We start from the raw sequence: 15,289 nt of genomic DNA on the forward strand, positions 1-15,289 counted from the left end.
GAACAGAATCCATGCCAGATAGTGCCCCGCAACAACTGCTTCACCTCGTGATCGGCGGCGAGCTCGTCAATCTCGAGCACAACACCTTCAAGAACCTCGACGACGTCGAGGTCGTCGGCCTCTATCCGAACTACGCGACCGCGCACGCCGCCTGGCGGGCCAAGGCGCAGAGCACGGTCGACAACGCGCAGATGCGCTATTTCATCGTCCATCTTCATCGGCTGCTCGACCCGAATCAAGAACCGGCGCGTTGAAAAAGCTGCTTCGCAATACGCTGCGAAGCAGCTTTGTTCAGCGTGCCGTCGGGATCCTGGCGGCCGAATACCTGCGTCTGGTCTGGCGGACCAACAAGTTCACGTTCGATCCGCCTGATGTCTATGACCGCGTCGAGCCGCAGATCCCCGCCATCTTCGCCTTCTGGCACGGCCAGCATTTCCTCACGCCGTTCATCAAGAACAAGGACTGGTACAAGGCCAGGGTCCTGATCTCCCGCCACCGCGACGGCGAGTTCAACGCGATCGCCGCCGAGCGGCTCGGCATCGGCACCATCCGCGGGTCCGGCGACCATGGCGGCGCCTTCCATCGCAAGGGCGGCGTCGGCGCCTTCAAGGAAATGGTGCGCACGCTCCAGGACGGTTGTAATGTCGCGCTGACCGCCGATGTCCCCAAGCGCTCGCGCGTGGCCGGGCTCGGCATCATCATGCTGGCACGGGAATCGGGGCGGCCGATCATGCCTTTTGCGATGGCGACCAGCCGCTTCGTCCGGCTCCAGAACTGGGACCGCACCACCATCAACCTGCCGTTCGGGCGGGGCGCATTGGTCGGCATCAAGGAAATCCACGTTCCGCCCGATGCCGACGCCGCCACCATGGAAGCGCTGCGGCTCGAGCTGGAAGAGACGTTGAACGAGGCGACCCGGCGCGCTTATGCGCAACTCGGCCGCCCGGGACCCGCAGATGGCTAACTCGCTGCCCGGCTCGCTGCCGATGACACTGCGGATGTATCGGCGCCTGGCTCGCGGCCTGGTGCCGCTCGCGCCTGCGCTGATCAAGCGGCGGCTGAAGCAGGGCAAGGAAGATCCCGCGCGTGTCGGCGAACGGCGGGGCCTGTCCCGGGACGTGCGGCCGCACGGACCGCTGGTCTGGATCCACGGCGCCAGCGTCGGCGAGGTGCTGGCCGCGGCGGCGCTGATCGAGCGGCTGCGCGATCTCAATCTGCGCATCCTCCTCACCTCCGGCACGGTCACCTCGGCCGCCGTCGTCGCAAAACGCTTTCCGCCCGACGTCATCCATCAATACGTCCCGTATGATTCCCCGCGCTACGTCGCGCGCTTCCTCGACCATTGGAAGCCGTCGCTGGCGCTGTTCATCGAATCCGATCTGTGGCCGAACCTGATCCTGGCCGGCGCGGCGCGCCGCGTGCCGATGGTGCTGATCAACGGCCGGATGTCGCCGCGCTCGTTCCCGCGCTGGCGGCGCATGCACGGCACCATCTCGGCGCTGCTGTCGCGGTTCGACATTTGCCTTGCGCAGTCGAAGACCGATGCCGAGCGCTTCTCGACGCTCGGCGGCCGCGACGTCGTCACCACGGGCAATCTCAAGCTCGACGTTGCCGCGCCGCCCGCCGATCCCGCCAAGCTCGAACGGCTGATGGCGATGACGCGCGGGCGTCCGATCATCGTCGCCGCCTCGACCCATCCGGGCGAGGAGGAGATGCTGGTGGCGGCGCATCGCAGCCTCGCCGGTTTCTTCCCGCAGCTCCTCACCGTGATCGTGCCGCGCCATCCGGATCGCGGCTCCTCGATCTCGGGCCTGATCACGGCATCGGGCCTCGAGCCCGCGCTGCGCTCGCGCGAGGAACTGCCGACGGCGACCACCGACGTCTATGTCGCCGACACCATGGGCGAGCTCGGCCTGTTCTACCGCCTCTCGCCGATCGTGTTCATGGGCGGCTCGCTGATCCGCCATGGCGGTCAGAATCCGATCGAGGCGATCAAGCTCGGCGCGGCCATCGTCCATGGTCCGCACGTCTTCAATTTCGCCGAGGTCTATGAGGCGCTCGACGGCAGCGGCGGCGCGCGCCAGGCCGACACGCAGGAGACGCTGGTCAAGCTGCTCGGCCAGCTGCTGGCCGATCCCGCCCTGCGCGACAGGATCCAGCACGCAGGCCACGGCGTGGTGGAGCAGCTCGGCGGCGCGCTCGAGCGCACCATGACCGCGCTCGAGCCGTATCTGTTGCAGTTGCGGATCGAGATGGGGGCGGCCAATGCGTGAGCCGGCCTTCTGGTACCGGCCACGTTCGCTCGAATCGCACGCATTATGGCCGTTGGGCGCGCTCTACGGCGCGATCGCCGAACGGCGCATGCTGCGCGAGGGCGTGGACGCCGGCATCCCCGTGATCTGCGTCGGCAACTACCATGTCGGCGGCGCCGGCAAGACGCCGACCGTGCTGGCGCTGACCAGGCTGTTGCGCGAGCTCGGCGAGACGCCGGTGGTGATCAGCCGCGGTTACGGCGGCAGCCTGAAGGGTCCTGTGATGGTCGACCGGATGCGTCACACCGCATCCGATGTCGGCGACGAGCCCCTGATGATGGCGCGCGACGTTCCTGTTGCGGTGGCGCGCGACCGTCTCGACGGCGCGGTGCTGGCGAAGTCGCAAGGCGCCACCGTGATCCTGATGGACGACGGTTTCCAGAACCCGCGTCTGCTCAAGGATGCGTCGTTGATCGTGATCGACAGCGAGCGCGGCCTCGGCAACGGCAAGATGTTTCCGGCCGGCCCCCTGCGCGCGCCGCTGCAGGCGCAGCTCGCGCGCACCGACGCGCTGGTGCTGATAGGCGGCGGCCATGCCGCGGATGATGTCGCGGCCGAGCTCGCCGGTCGCGACACGCCGGTGCTGCGCGCCCGGCTGAAGCCGGACGCAGCTTCGGTTGCGCAACTCCTCGGCAAGCGGGTTTTCGCCTTCGCCGGCATCGGCGATCCCGAGCGCTTCTTCCGCAGCTTGCGCGCCTGCGGCATCGAGATCGCGCGCACGCGTCCCTTCGCCGATCACCACATGTTTTCGGACGACGAGATCGCCGCGCTCGCAGCGGAAGCGCAGCGCGAGCAGCTCACCCTGGTGACGACGGAAAAGGATCTCGCGCGCCTGCGCGGCCGCGAGGGCGTGCCCGGCGGCATCGTGCCGTTCGCCGTCCAGCTCGAATTCGACGACCCGGCGGCGCTGCGACAATTGATCAGCGACCAGCTCTACAAGGCGCGCGAGCGGCGGTTCAGCACGCGTTGATCTCGAAGGGCAGGCAAAGCGACGCCGCCGCGGCCAAAAAGCGAAGTGTCGCAGCCGATGAATTCTCTTCCGCGCATTCGGGAGTTGATATAGCCTTGCATGAGAGCCGTCGCCGGGACGTGCCGAACTCCCGGAAATCATTGGCGGCGTTTATGCCCACGGCGGGCAGTACCTTGATCATTTCAGATGCAGCGGCCGTAACGACCAGTTCGGAACGGCAGGGAGAGTCATTGCCAAAAGCCCAGAGGAGGACATGCCATGCATTTTTGCCTCACCGGACAATACACACCACGCGCTCTCAACGCCATTTTGGAAAACCCCACGACCAATCGCCAGGAGGCGGCCAGAAAACTCATCGAAGCGGCCGGTGGAAAGCTGCTTTCGATGTACAGCGTTGCGGCCGACGGCCCAGGCGTTCTGGTTATTTTCGATGTGCCCGATCCGTCGGCGGCTCCGGCAATTTCCGGCCTGACCGTCACGGCGGGCACCCTGCAGAACGTGAAACTGACTCGGTTGTTCACGCAGGACGAGATCAAGCAGGTCCGCCAGAACGCGGCGAAGCTGCGTTCTTCGTATACCCCGCCCGGAAGCTGACATTCGAATCTAGTCTAAAGCGAAGCCGCCGCAGTCGCGGCGGCAACGCCCACGTCACATCAAGAATCAATTCTGCAAACCGAGGTGAGACGAAGGCCTTCCGGCGTCCGTTGACGGACGATGCGGTACGGCGCGTGCTGCGTCCGGCGCCATAGGTCCGACTGAACGTGCCTGCCTGCGGCCCAGTTAACGCCTGCGATCGCGGTTCAGCAGTCAGTCATGCTCACCACGCCCCAACGGCCATCAATCCGACAATGGTCAGGCACGTGACGCAGGTCACCATGACAGTGTAGCACTCGGGTGTATTCATTGCTGCCTCCCAAACTGCTGCCAATTGCTTGGTCGCTACTACGCGGGAGAGGTCGCCGGTCCAGGGGCCGCTTCAATTCGGCACGCCGCGACCGGTCTTGTGTTGTGCGTCCGCCCTCTCATCGTCACCCTGACCCGCAGGATGATAATGCGCTTCGAGAGCTTCAGAGCGTTCAGCTGCGATCAGAAGCTGTTTCCGCATTTCAGCGAGGCGGGCGCGGCAATATTCACGATAGAGCAGGTCTAGTATGGTGGGCATGATCAAACCCATCGTTTGACTTTTCGATTTACAGACATTCCACCGCGAATTTTCGAGGTGAATCATAGCCCATCATATGGCTCTCGATATGAGCCCGTTCACAGACTGCGCCAATTCCAAAGCTCAATGGCCGTTTGGTTGACTTGATTGTCTGTGCGATAAAAAGAGCAGGGCCAATTACCTAACATGCAGCATAGCAGCCTTCTGTTTCACCAAGACTTCGTCAAACAACTCAAGGGCGCCGACCCGCGACAAAGAATCCAACCACAGCGCGAAAAGACTAACCACGAAGTGCAAGCACTATGCGATGCAACGCGGATCGGCACGACGGAGATCATTTCGGCTGTGAGACTCGCAGCTCAGGTGCGCACGAACATCGTCGGGACGCCGACACATCCATCCCCGTGCCTCGCGACAGGCTGCACCGCTCGTGCTACCCTGGCAGAGCAGCGCGCTTTCCCCACCCTACCGCAGTTCGCCATTCAGGCGACATTCATCGCACGGCTCCTATCGATTTCAGACGATCGGGAGAATGCGATGAAATTGCCGTCCGCAGCCGTTGCCGCCAGCCTTGTGTGTCTGATTGTTGCGCCGGTGTTTGCGCAAACGGCGCCGCCGGCGGCTTCCACCGCCACAGTGCCGGTTCCCGCGACCAGGCGCGTGACATGTCTCGCCACCACGGCGAGCCTGAAGGGACAGGACAAGCGCGACCAGATGCAGCTCTGCCTGGCGCAGGCGCGGCTCGATTGCCTGAAGCAGGCGATCGATCAGAAGGTCGTCGGTGAGCCCCGCAAGAATTTCATCAAGACCTGCGTGGGCGGCGATGGTCCCGGGCAACACTAGAAGCGCCGGCGCGGCCTTACGGCCGCGGCGCGGCGGGGTAGTGCCGCTGCAGCACGGCGGCGGGCGTGGCGTAGGCTTCCTGCAGGTCCACGCTCCAGTATTTCAACTCGTCGAGCGGGATGCGCGTGTCGGTGATCGCGCAACGCACGAAGGTCCCCGGCGAGATCACGCGGAAGTCGCCGTCGAGATATTGCACCTGCGCTTCGCCATGGCCCGAGGGGCCGAACTTGTTCAGCACGGTCGAAAGTCTCCGTGGAAGGCCGCTTCCTGGAAAACCCTGGAGGGCACGATGTGTTGGACCGGATCTAGCATAGATAGGGTGGCTTGTCCGCCCGGTAAACCCACCGGTTTGTGATGTTTTGCCGCCGTTTCCGCATGATAGTGCTTGAGCGAAGGATATTGACGCAGAGTCCGATGCGCCTTCGACTGACCGCCCTGTTCCTGATGCTCCTGATGTCGGCCGCGCACGCGTCGCCGGCGCCGCAGCAGGTCGACATTCCGCTGGCGTCCGGAATTTTGCACGCGCAGCTCTACAAGCCCGTGGGCGAGGGACCGTTTCCGACCGTGATCGCGCTGCATGGCTGCGGCGGCCTCGGCGGCCATTCCGATCCCGTACTACCGCGCTACCGCGACTGGGCCGAGCGGCTCGTGAGGGCCGGCAACGCCGTGCTGCTGCCCGACAGCTACGGCTCGCGCGAGCTCGGGCCGCAATGCCGCGTCAAGGAGATGCACCTCAAGGCGCGGCGCGAACGCGTCGGCGACATCGCGGCCTCGCGCGCCTGGCTGATGAAGCAGGCCTGGGTGGCGCGCGGCCGCGTCAGCCTGATCGGCTGGGCCAATGGCGCGAGTGCGCTGCTCTGGGCCGTGCGTCCGCAGGGTGCGGCGCGCGACGCGGCCCCGGATTTCCGCGCCGCGATCGCGTTCTATCCGGACTGCCGGATCTCCGCCGGCCTCGGCTGGAGCGCGCGGGTGCCGACGCTGGTGCTGATCGGCGGCAATGACGATGTCTCCTCGCCGCCGGCCTGCCGCCAGATGGTCGAGGGCGCGCATGGCCGCAGCGCGCTCGCACGCATCGTGGTCTATCCGGGCGCCTATCACGATTTCGACCGTGCCAACACGCCGCTGCACGCGGCTGCCGGCAGCACCGACGTTGCGGTGCCCGAGCACGGCCATCTCGGCACCGATGCGGTAGCGCGCGCGGAGTCGCAGAAGGAAGTCGCGGAATGGCTGGCGCGGTAGAGACGGCGCCGTAGTCCGATGGGCGGACTTCTCCCGCCGCAGCTCGCAGCCGGACTTGTCCCGCCGTAGCTCGGTAGAGCGAAGGCGGAAGCGGGGCTGCCCGAGGAACAGCGTGAGGCGGACAGCCCCGCATCGACCACCGCCCTGCATGGATAATGGCCGACCGTAAATCTACGGATCGCGCGCGGCTGCGGTTTCAGCATGTGGCGGTGCCATCATTCGACCACGATGTCGGGTAAACGCATCTCACATGCGCAACCGCTTCGTTCTGTTCTCCTCCGCACTGATCGTCTTCACCGTCGCGGTCTTCCTGTTCGAAGCCCACGCCGGCGCGCCGATGCGCGCGCCGGAACATTGCGGCTTCTGGACCACGATCGACGCGGGATTGTCCTGCCGGTAGGTAGCGCGCGCTGCCTCCACGCCGTCATTGCGAGCGCAGCGAAGCAATCCAGAGTCCCTCCGCGGAAAGATTCCGGATTGCTTCGCTGCGCTCGCAATGACGAGTTCGTGGAAGCACCTTCCACCGCATCTCAGAACAAACTGCCCTGATCCACCGGCTTGCCCACGCGCTTCGGCGCGGGCTTGGCATCGTGCGCCGCGGACTTCGGTTGCGATGGCGCGCGCTTTGCGGCGGGCGGCGGGCGATCCGCATCCGCGGTTGCGCCGACACGGCCATCCGCGAACTCGATCTCGACGCGTGCGCCGGGACCGACGCTGTCTGCCGCGTGCAGGGGATGGCCGGCCTCGTCCCGCACCAGCGCGAAGCCGCGCGCGAGCACGCCGCGATACGACAGGGCGGAGAGCAGCTTGCCGCTGTTCTCGACGCGGGCATCGAGCCGCTGCAGCAGCGTGACGAGCGCGCGCCCCGCGCGCTCGGAAAGACGATGCGTCCGCTCGCGCTGGCGGGCAATGGCGTTGCGCTGCGCCTGCGCGTTGGACAGCTTCGAGGCGCGCAGGCGAACCTCTAACCCGGCAAAGCGGTCGCGCCGGCGCCGCAGCAGCGAGCGCGCGGACAGGCCGAGGCGTTCGCCGCACACGGTGAGGCGATGATCGGCCTGCGAGATCTGGCCGTGCAGCACCCGCAGCGTCAGCTTCGAGCTCGCGGCGGTAAACCTGCGGAAATGCGCGTGCGTGTTGGCCTTGAGACAACGTGGCAGGGACGCGCCCGCCGAATCCAGCCGCTGCCGCGGGATCGCGAGCAGATCGCCGGCCGCCGGCAGCGCGCGCGCGGCGGCGCGCAACTCGCTGCGGCGGCTCTCCTGGCTGCGCTGCCAATAGGCGCGGGTGCGACGGCCGAGATCGGCGACCTCGACGAAGAGGTCGCTGCGCACCGGCACCGCCATCTCGGCCGCGGCCGTCGGTGTCGGCGCGCGCTTGTCGGCGACGAAATCGATCAGCGTGATGTCGGTCTCGTGCCCCACCGCCGAGATCAGCGGGATCATGCTCTCGGCGGCCGCCCGCACCACGATCTCCTCGTTGAACGACCAGAGATCCTCCAGCGAGCCGCCGCCGCGCGCCACGATCAGCACGTCCGGCCGCGGAATTGTGCCGCCCTCCGGCAGCGCGTTGAAGCCGCGGATCGCGGCCGCGACCTGCTCGGCCGAGCCTTCGCCCTGCACCTTCACCGGCCACACCAGCACGCGGCGGGGAAAACGATCCTCCAGCCGGTGCAGGATGTCGCGGATCACGGCGCCGGTCGGCGAGGTCACCACGCCGATCACCTCCGGCAGCCACGGCAGCAGCTGCTTGCGCGCCTCGTCGAACAGGCCTTCGGCGGCGAGCTTCTTCTTGCGCTCCTCCATCAGCGCCATCAGCGCGCCGATGCCGGCCGGCTCCAGCGCCTCGATCACGATCTGGTATTTCGAGGAGCCCGGATAGGTCGTGAGCTTGCCGGTCGCGATGACCTCCAGCCCCTCCTGCGGCTTGAAGCGCATGCGCCCATGCACGCCCTTCCAGATCACCGCCTCGATCTTGGCGCTCTCGTCCTTCAGCGCGAAATAGCAATGCCCGGACGAATGCGCGCCGCGAAACCCGGAAATCTCCCCGCGCACCCGGACATGCCCAAAGGTGTCCTCCACCGTCCGCTTCAGGGACTGGGAGAGCTCGGAAACGGTGAATTCGAAGGCGTTGTTCAGTTGTTCCGCAGGCGGCATCGGCAAACGATTCGACATGGGTGGGGTCGAGGGCGATGTTAAGGATTTTCGCGATGGGGCGCCATGCGAAACTGGCTGTCAAGGGCTCAACCTATCCTACGGGCTATCGAGCTCACCTTGGGCAAGTATAAGTAGCCCTTCATTCGTCTTGCAGATTTCCAGCAATGATTTCTTCGATGAAGGAGGCGTGCCAAACGACGCCGATCTGCGCCTCGTCTGACGCCGCGCGCATGCGTCCCGAATAGACGCCCAAGAAGTTAGTAGCGGGCCGGTCATTAAAAGCACGTACGGACCCGTCGACATAGTTATTGGTCCAGTCCCGCAGGATGACCGGCGCTCCTGACATCCCGGGACGAGAGGCGGTGTCGACCAGATAGTGTCCCGTGGTCATACGAACGATGTCCGGCTCGGAGGCAATGCTGCCGCGCTTCCAGACTGGGAATGCCGGAGGTGCGTTCCCGAACGGGTAACCTAGGATGAAAACATCCATTCCAATCTTGATTTTTAGTGGCTTCGAAAGGAGCGTGTTTATTGGATACATGTCCATGACGGGCTCGTTCCCCATCATGGGTATAGGTATTGCCACCACGTCGACGCTTCGTGCCATGCCCGGTCGAATTAGCCAGAGCGGTTTGTGGTTGTCATCCCTGATGCGGATGTCCCACTGCTGTTTCCCAAAGTCGCCAACTCGGACATTGAAAAGACAGCGTAGCATATCGGGTGTCGCTGGTGTCTCCTGTTGGCCAGTGTAGGCGTTCTTGCCGGACACTACGTGCCAGTTGGTGATGAGATAGTGCTGAGGCCCGTGCTTCCATACAAATGCAGTCGCGCTGTTCATGGGGGTCCCGTTGGCGAGTTGTTCGACGGGGACGGTCGTAAGGGAGAATGCGTCTATTTCGGTCATTGCGTTCGATCCTCAATCTCCTACTTAGACGCCGTTAAAATCAGCGGCCTCATTGCATTACAGTGACGGCGCACCAAAATCACGCATCATGGACAGCGTTACAGAGACAACGCATCAAGACTCCCCGCATCATCCCAGGGCGTCACCTAACAGAGCGAGTGAGTTAAGTGCAGTCCAACGGCGTCACCGAAATTCCTAGAATATTCTTTTCGTCAGATCGTATAGAGCACTGGCCAACACTGATGCGACTACCCCCAGAAGAAATGATATTACGCGCTCCGTCCAGATGCTAACCTGAGTAGGTAACTTCAGAATCTTCCGAACAGATTCCGTATCGAGCGCTGCCATATCCTTCAGAGTTTTCAATTCGCCGCTGAGATTGACCTTATCAAGCTCTGCTCGCTCGACTTGTTGGGCCAACAATTCGAGTTCAATCTTATTTTCTTCCGCGCGCGATTTGAGTTCATCCATTGCGGCAAGCGCTTCTGTCAAACTCTGTCGCGCTATATCTATCTTGGCTATGCGCTCATCCAAGCGATCCGAACCATCGTCCATTGAAATGCTTACGCCGCGACGACTCGAGCGCACTTTAAGGGTGCTGACCCCTAGATCGCGTAGCAAGCGATTGATAATCTCGATATAAACTTCAGCGAGGACCGATAAGATATTGGCGGCAACCTTGCCCGCGAACTTCGTTAACTCAATAAACGCCTTCGAGCTTTGCCTGCTCACTGGACCTCCTCAAAATTGCGCATCGGCCTATCGCTTCGAGAACACGTGTGACGGGTTTCGCAGCGGTTCAATCCATCTTATGAGCTATTCCGGTATCTCTTCGTCGTCTTCGACTTTTGTTTCATCGTCGTACGAGCTGATGCGCGTTTCGATCGCGTTTGTAATGTCGCCAAATTTTGAAGGCTCTACGTCCTTAAACACACGCGTGAGCCGATCTGCATCAAAGACATACGCGTGCAGGCCGATCAGTTCTTTGATAACATCGTTGTTGACCAGCTCATTTATTTGCTCGTTTTTGTACCAGCCGGTCGAGGCCCATTCGAGAAAAACGGGCCACATTGCACCAGTCGCGCTGTCGGCACTGATAACCTCGAACGCAGCATCAAGAACTGCGCGATCTCCAGAGCAATGGTTCAGTGTCGCGACAATCGACAGCGCGCCGCAATTGCGAACAATAGTGAGCGCTACATCAGTCGGAATGGCTATTTTCAGAATAATCGCTGCGAATATAAGCCAGCAAACTTCGCTGTCGTTACCTAGGCGCCCGTGACGATCGAGCAGGGTCTTAACTATTTTTTCCCACTTTGAATCGTCGAGATCATCCCTCGTCAGTTTCCTCCAGACTAGAACCCTCACCACGTAGTCTATGGTGTGACCAAAATGTATGGCAGAACGCATCAAAAATGGTTGCAGTACACACCATTCATCCCAAAGGTGGCTCGACAAATCTAGTTGCCGAATAGCATATTTCAGAATGCCGTCGTCACTTTCCGAAAGTGACAAATCAAAAGCATACTCAAGGGCGGCTCTTAAGCGTTCTTCCCTACGATGTTCGGTCGCGTTGACTGCGAGTTCAATGCGCGAAGCTACGTCAGACGGCCAAGAGTCAGTAAATCTGAAATTGGATGCATAAATCTGTGTCTTGTTCTCATTGATGTCCAATTCGAATTCGCGCAGGCAGCTTCGATAAACCCACAACGCGCGCTCAGCGTCCGAATGAGATTGTGCTCCGATCCAGACGTCGTCAACGTGTCGAATATACGTAATATCATCTGACGCGCATCGGGTAGCAAAGTCAGTATCGATAGCGTGACAAATTAGTTCGGCAACGTAACGCGATGCATCTGGTCCAACGGGTATTCCAATCGTTTGTCCATCTTGTCCCTGACGCAAAATGAAGTCCAAACGATTGAAATAAATATCCGTCGCGTCAAGCTTCCTGACTTTTTGGCTGCGGCTTTGCCGTGGAACGCCCATGGGATGGCATGAGTGTAGATCGAGTGGTAAAAACGAGAGATATCTGTCTTCGCTACGAACCGATATCCCGACAGGCTTGTTAGGCGCTCCATCTCCATTTGATTGTGCGACGAAATTTCTATAGCTCGGTCGCCGTCAGGAGTGTGCTTTGGAATCGAAAAGCTCGCTTTGTTGCCTTCAAACAGTTTGTCGAGTTCGACTGCGCGCGTTTGAAAAAATTCTGCCAAATCATGTGCGGTGACAGGATGTATCGCCGAGAAAGTCCGCCTCGAAATTCCACGCTTCGAGGAATTGTAAACAGCCGAACGTAGCGGTTGTTTGACGTCTGAAAGATACCCGGATGGCTTAGCCGCCAAGCACTTCGCTATGTTGTCGGTGTGGAAGGGCGGCGGCAGGTTTTCTGGCAAATAGCCCATTCGAAGCAGATCATTCTTCAGCGTCATGTCGAAAATCCAAAACAACCACTGGGCTATCAGATTACACATTGCGCGTGAATGTAGGGGGAGGGCAAGGCAGTCTTTTACCTATCCAAGTCGGAATCTTTGCGATTCAAAACGATCGTTGCGAGCTCGGCTCAAATTGCTCCAATGTTCGTTGCCGCATAATAGTTCGGGAGACCCACGTGGCCGGGCAAATTCGTGGCCGGAGCAGTAAACGCCTGTAGTAGGTTCTGAGCTCGCGCCCCCAAATGACGGTGAGTTCGGACCCGCCCCCCTTGAGCCCCACCCCGATTCATGCGACCTCCGCCCCATCCAAACCCCTCATTCCGAGCCCCCATGCACATTCTCCTCCTCGGTTCCGGCGGCCGTGAACATGCTCTCGCATGGAAAATCGCAGCCTCTCCCCTGGTGACCAAATTCTGGTGCGCGCCCGGCAATGCCGGGATCGCGAAGGAGGCGGAGTGTGTGGCGCTGGATGTGGCGGATCATGCGGCGGTGATCGCGTTCTGCAAGACCAACGCGGTTGCGCTCGTGGTGGTCGGGCCGGAGACGCCGCTGGCGGCCGGCATTGTCGATGACCTCAGGGCGGCCGGCATCAAGGCGTTCGGGCCGGACAGGATTCCGGCGCAGCTCGAAAGCTCCAAGGGGTTCACCAAGGCGCTGTGCACCGAGTTCGGCATTCCCACCGGCGCCTACAAGCGTTTCACCAATGCCAACGATGCGCGCGACTACGTCGTTAGCCAGGGCGCGCCGATCGTGGTGAAGGCGGACGGGCTCGCCGCCGGCAAGGGCGTTGTCGTCGCCAAGACCGTGCGCGAGGCCGAGGATGCCATCGCCATGATGTTCGACGGGGCCTTTGGCGAGGCCGGCGCGGAGGTCGTGATCGAGGAATTTCTGCCCGGCCGCGAGATCAGCTTCTTTGCGCTGTGCGACGGCGAGACCGCGATTCCGCTGGCCTCCGCGCAGGACCACAAGCGCGTGTTCGACCACGATCTCGGCCCGAACACCGGCGGCATGGGGGCCTATTCGCCGACGCCGCTGGTGACGCCACAGGTCCACGACGCGATCATGGCCAGGATCATCCTGCCGACGGTATCAGGCATGAAGCAGCGCGGCACGCCGTTCCGCGGCATCCTCTATGCCGGGATCATGCTGACAACGCAGGGGCCAAAACTGTTCGAGTTCAACGTCCGCTTCGGCGATCCCGAATGCCAGGTGCTGATGATGCGCATGATGAGCGACATCGTGCCGGCGTTCCTCGCCGCCTGCGACGGGCAGCTGAAGAATTTCGACCTGCGCTGGCATCCGGAGTCCGCGCTGACAGTGGTGATGGCGGCGAAGGGCTATCCCGGCGACTACCAGAAGGGCACGCGCATCGAGGGGCTGGAGGAGGCCGCGAAGGTCCCGACCGCCGAGATCTTCCACGCCGGCACGGTCGAGAAGGATGGCGCCATCCTCGCCAATGGCGGCCGCGTGCTCAATGTCTGCGCGCTCGGAGCGACCGTGACGGAGGCGCAGAGCCGCGCCTACCAGGCCGTCGACCGCATCAACTGGCCCGAAGGCTTCTGCCGCCGCGACATCGGCTGGCAGGCGGTGGAAGCCGAGAAGGCCAAGGGCTGACAGGCTTTTTTCCGGATCGCGCGCACGGAACCCTGCGCCATCGCTCCGCCACATCGTCGTTGCAAAAATGCGTAGTCGGCTGTTGGGCTTGGCGTCCTTCGCCGAGGACGCGTGCTACTGTGCATGGGGTTGTTTTCAACATTATTGTTGTGAGCAGCTCCGGGACTGACCCGACAAGGATGCAAAAAGATGTCCGATCTCGCCGACCTCTATCCGGGTTTCGCCTCCGAATGGATCAACACCTCCTTCGGCCGCATCTTCGCCCGCGTCGGCGGCAGCGGGCCGCCGCTGCTGCTCCTGCACGGCTTCTCCGAGACCAACGTGATGTGGCACCGCGTGGCGCCGCAGCTCGCCGACGCCTTCACGCTGATCATCGCCGACCTGCCGGGCTATGGCTGGTCCGACATGCCCGAGAGCGACGCGCTGCATATCCCCTACAGCAAGCGCGCGATGGCGAAAGCCATGGTCGAGGCGATGGAGCGCCTCGGCCATGTGCACTTCGCGCTGGCCGGCCACGACCGCGGCGGCCGCGTCTCCTACCGCCTCGCGCTCGACCATCCCGGCCGGCTGTCGCGCCTTGCCGTGCTCGATATCCTGCCGACCTATAATTACTGGGAGCGGATGAACCGCGCCTATGCGCTGAAGATCTATCACTGGACCTTCCTGGCCCAGCCCGCGCCGTTGCCGGAGACGCTGATCTCGAGCAATGGCGAGTTCTTCCTGCGCTTCAAGATGGCGAGCCAGACCGGATCGAAGACGCTGGACGCCATCGACGAGCGCGCGCTGGAGCATTACATCGCCCCGTTCCGCGATCCCGCCCGCGTGCACGCGATGTGCGAGGATTATCGCGCCGGCGCCTATTTCGACTACGACCTCGACAAGGCCGATTTCGAGGCCGGCAAGAAGATCACCATTCCGATGCTGGCACTGTGGGGCAATGCCGGCATCGCGCAGGCCGCCGCCACCCCGCTCGACATCTGGAAGCAATGGGCCACGAACGTCGACGGCATGCCGGTGGATTCGGGGCACTTCCTGACCGAGGAGAACCCGGATGTCACCGCAAGGGCGCTCCGCGAGTTTTTCGCGGCGACTTAGCGCCGCTCCCGAAAGAAGTCCTTGAGCAGCCGCGCCGCCTCGCTCTCGCCGACCCCGGAATAGACGTCCGGCGCGTGGTGGCAGGTTGGGGATGCAAAGAACCGCACGCCGGACTCGACCGCGCCGCCCTTGGGGTCGGCCGCGCCGTAATAGAGCCGCCTGACCCTTGCAAAGGAGATCGCGCCCGCACACATGGTGCAGGGCTCCAGCGTCACGTAGAGGTCGCAGTCCACCAGGCGCTCGCTGCCGATCTTTTGGGCCGCCTCGCGCAGCGCGACAATTTCGGCATGGGCGGTCGGATCGTAATCGGTCAGAGTCCGGTTCGCCGCGGTGGCAATCACCTCGTAGTTGCGGACCACCACGCACCCGATCGGAACTTCGCCCGCCTTTCCGGCATTTTCGGCCGTTTTGAGCGCCAAATCCATGAAAGAGGGGGCTTTCAAGCCTCGTATCATCCGAAGAAACCTGCTAGTAGCTGCGCCTTCAGCAGAAGTGCTTACCGATATTGCCTGAGCATGCGGCTCGAGACGAGCGCGCACAATGCTTTCTGGCCACCCCCTGA

Annotated in this window: 18 protein-coding genes and 1 pseudogene; 10 read left to right on the forward strand and 9 right to left on the reverse strand. The window is 62.6% G+C overall.

What is annotated here, in order from left to right:
- Positions 1-11 precede the first annotated feature (11 nt).
- The 5 genes from OC450_RS11540 (at position 12) to OC450_RS11560 (ending at position 3,876) form a co-directional block, all read left to right on the forward strand.
- Positions 12-254: a DUF4170 domain-containing protein gene (locus OC450_RS11540; RefSeq protein WP_211381428.1), complete on the forward strand. Its 243-nt coding sequence runs from the start codon at positions 12-14 to the stop codon at positions 252-254.
- Positions 251-964: a lysophospholipid acyltransferase family protein gene (locus OC450_RS11545; RefSeq protein ID WP_211381429.1), complete on the forward strand. Its 714-nt coding sequence runs from the start codon at positions 251-253 to the stop codon at positions 962-964. Before OC450_RS11540 ends, OC450_RS11545 begins: the two co-directional genes overlap by 4 nt.
- Entirely contained in the window at positions 927-2,273 is a 1,347-nt protein-coding gene (locus OC450_RS11550) for a 3-deoxy-D-manno-octulosonic acid transferase (protein WP_211381430.1), read from the forward strand. Before OC450_RS11545 ends, OC450_RS11550 begins: the two co-directional genes overlap by 38 nt.
- Positions 2,266-3,282, forward strand: coding sequence for a tetraacyldisaccharide 4'-kinase (gene lpxK, locus OC450_RS11555; protein WP_262047907.1), 1,017 nt, complete (start codon positions 2,266-2,268; stop codon positions 3,280-3,282). Before OC450_RS11550 ends, lpxK begins: the two co-directional genes overlap by 8 nt.
- 258 nt (positions 3,283-3,540) lie before the next feature.
- Positions 3,541-3,876 (forward strand): GYD domain-containing protein, encoded by a 336-nt coding sequence (locus tag OC450_RS11560; RefSeq protein WP_211381432.1) that lies wholly within the window; start codon positions 3,541-3,543, stop codon positions 3,874-3,876.
- A 382-nt stretch (positions 3,877-4,258) separates the two neighbouring features.
- Here the strand turns inward: OC450_RS11560 and OC450_RS11565 are convergent, their stop codons facing one another.
- Entirely contained in the window at positions 4,259-4,510 is a 252-nt protein-coding gene (locus OC450_RS11565) for a hypothetical protein (protein WP_249128798.1), read from the reverse strand.
- 120 nt (positions 4,511-4,630) lie between these two features.
- Between OC450_RS11565 and OC450_RS34420 the strand changes: the two genes are divergently transcribed.
- Entirely contained in the window at positions 4,631-5,287 is a 657-nt protein-coding gene (locus OC450_RS34420; protein ID WP_410050509.1) for a hypothetical protein, read from the forward strand.
- A 16-nt stretch (positions 5,288-5,303) separates the two neighbouring features.
- On the opposite strand, the gene OC450_RS11575 is transcribed toward OC450_RS34420, so the two are convergent.
- Entirely contained in the window at positions 5,304-5,525 is a 222-nt protein-coding gene (locus OC450_RS11575) for a DUF2093 domain-containing protein (RefSeq protein ID WP_211381433.1), read from the reverse strand.
- Positions 5,526-5,701: 176 nt separating this feature from the next.
- Between OC450_RS11575 and OC450_RS11580 the strand changes: the two genes are divergently transcribed.
- Both OC450_RS11580 and OC450_RS11585 read left to right on the forward strand, forming a co-directional pair.
- On the forward strand, positions 5,702-6,526 hold the full coding sequence (locus OC450_RS11580; protein WP_262047908.1) for a dienelactone hydrolase family protein: 825 nt from the start codon (positions 5,702-5,704) through the stop codon (positions 6,524-6,526).
- Positions 6,527-6,776: 250 nt separating this feature from the next.
- Entirely contained in the window at positions 6,777-6,926 is a 150-nt protein-coding gene (locus OC450_RS11585) for a hypothetical protein (RefSeq protein WP_143273908.1), read from the forward strand.
- Between the two features lie 130 nt (positions 6,927-7,056).
- Here OC450_RS11585 and xseA read toward each other — a convergent pair whose 3' ends face one another.
- From xseA to OC450_RS11610, 6 genes and pseudogenes are all read right to left on the reverse strand, one after another.
- Positions 7,057-8,679 (reverse strand): exodeoxyribonuclease VII large subunit, encoded by a 1,623-nt coding sequence (xseA, locus tag OC450_RS11590; protein WP_262048005.1) that lies wholly within the window; start codon positions 8,677-8,679, stop codon positions 7,057-7,059.
- A gap of 139 nt (positions 8,680-8,818) precedes the next feature.
- Positions 8,819-9,583, reverse strand: coding sequence for a serine protease (locus OC450_RS11595; protein WP_262047909.1), 765 nt, complete (start codon positions 9,581-9,583; stop codon positions 8,819-8,821).
- 195 nt (positions 9,584-9,778) lie between these two features.
- Positions 9,779-10,315: a hypothetical protein gene (locus OC450_RS11600; RefSeq protein ID WP_262047910.1), complete on the reverse strand. Its 537-nt coding sequence runs from the start codon at positions 10,313-10,315 to the stop codon at positions 9,779-9,781.
- Between the two features lie 84 nt (positions 10,316-10,399).
- Complete coding sequence (locus tag OC450_RS11605) at positions 10,400-11,257, reverse strand: hypothetical protein (RefSeq protein WP_262047911.1); 858 nt, start codon at positions 11,255-11,257, stop codon at positions 10,400-10,402.
- A gap of 9 nt (positions 11,258-11,266) precedes the next feature.
- Positions 11,267-11,515, reverse strand: a pseudogene (locus tag OC450_RS34425) (RNA-directed DNA polymerase); the annotation flags it as partial.
- Positions 11,413-12,015: a hypothetical protein gene (locus tag OC450_RS11610; protein WP_262047912.1), complete on the reverse strand. Its 603-nt coding sequence runs from the start codon at positions 12,013-12,015 to the stop codon at positions 11,413-11,415. The gene OC450_RS11610 and the pseudogene OC450_RS34425, both read right to left, overlap by 103 nt.
- Positions 12,016-12,348: 333 nt before the next feature.
- Here OC450_RS11610 and purD point away from each other — a divergent pair, with 333 nt between their 5' ends.
- Both purD and OC450_RS11620 read left to right on the forward strand, forming a co-directional pair.
- Positions 12,349-13,632: a phosphoribosylamine--glycine ligase gene (purD, locus tag OC450_RS11615; protein ID WP_262047913.1), complete on the forward strand. Its 1,284-nt coding sequence runs from the start codon at positions 12,349-12,351 to the stop codon at positions 13,630-13,632.
- 189 nt (positions 13,633-13,821) lie between these two features.
- Positions 13,822-14,727 carry an alpha/beta fold hydrolase gene (locus OC450_RS11620; RefSeq protein WP_211381440.1) on the forward strand — a complete coding sequence of 302 codons (906 nt, stop codon included), beginning with the start codon at positions 13,822-13,824 and terminating at the stop codon, positions 14,725-14,727.
- Here the strand turns inward: OC450_RS11620 and OC450_RS11625 are convergent.
- Positions 14,724-15,182: a nucleoside deaminase gene (locus OC450_RS11625; protein WP_262048006.1), complete on the reverse strand. Its 459-nt coding sequence runs from the start codon at positions 15,180-15,182 to the stop codon at positions 14,724-14,726. The two genes, OC450_RS11620 and OC450_RS11625, sit on opposite strands and share 4 nt — an antisense overlap.
- Positions 15,183-15,289 lie beyond the last annotated feature (107 nt).

Source organism: Bradyrhizobium sp. Bra78, assembly GCF_024519855.1.
In the GTDB taxonomy this organism is placed as follows: domain Bacteria; phylum Pseudomonadota; class Alphaproteobacteria; order Rhizobiales; family Xanthobacteraceae; genus Bradyrhizobium; species Bradyrhizobium japonicum_G.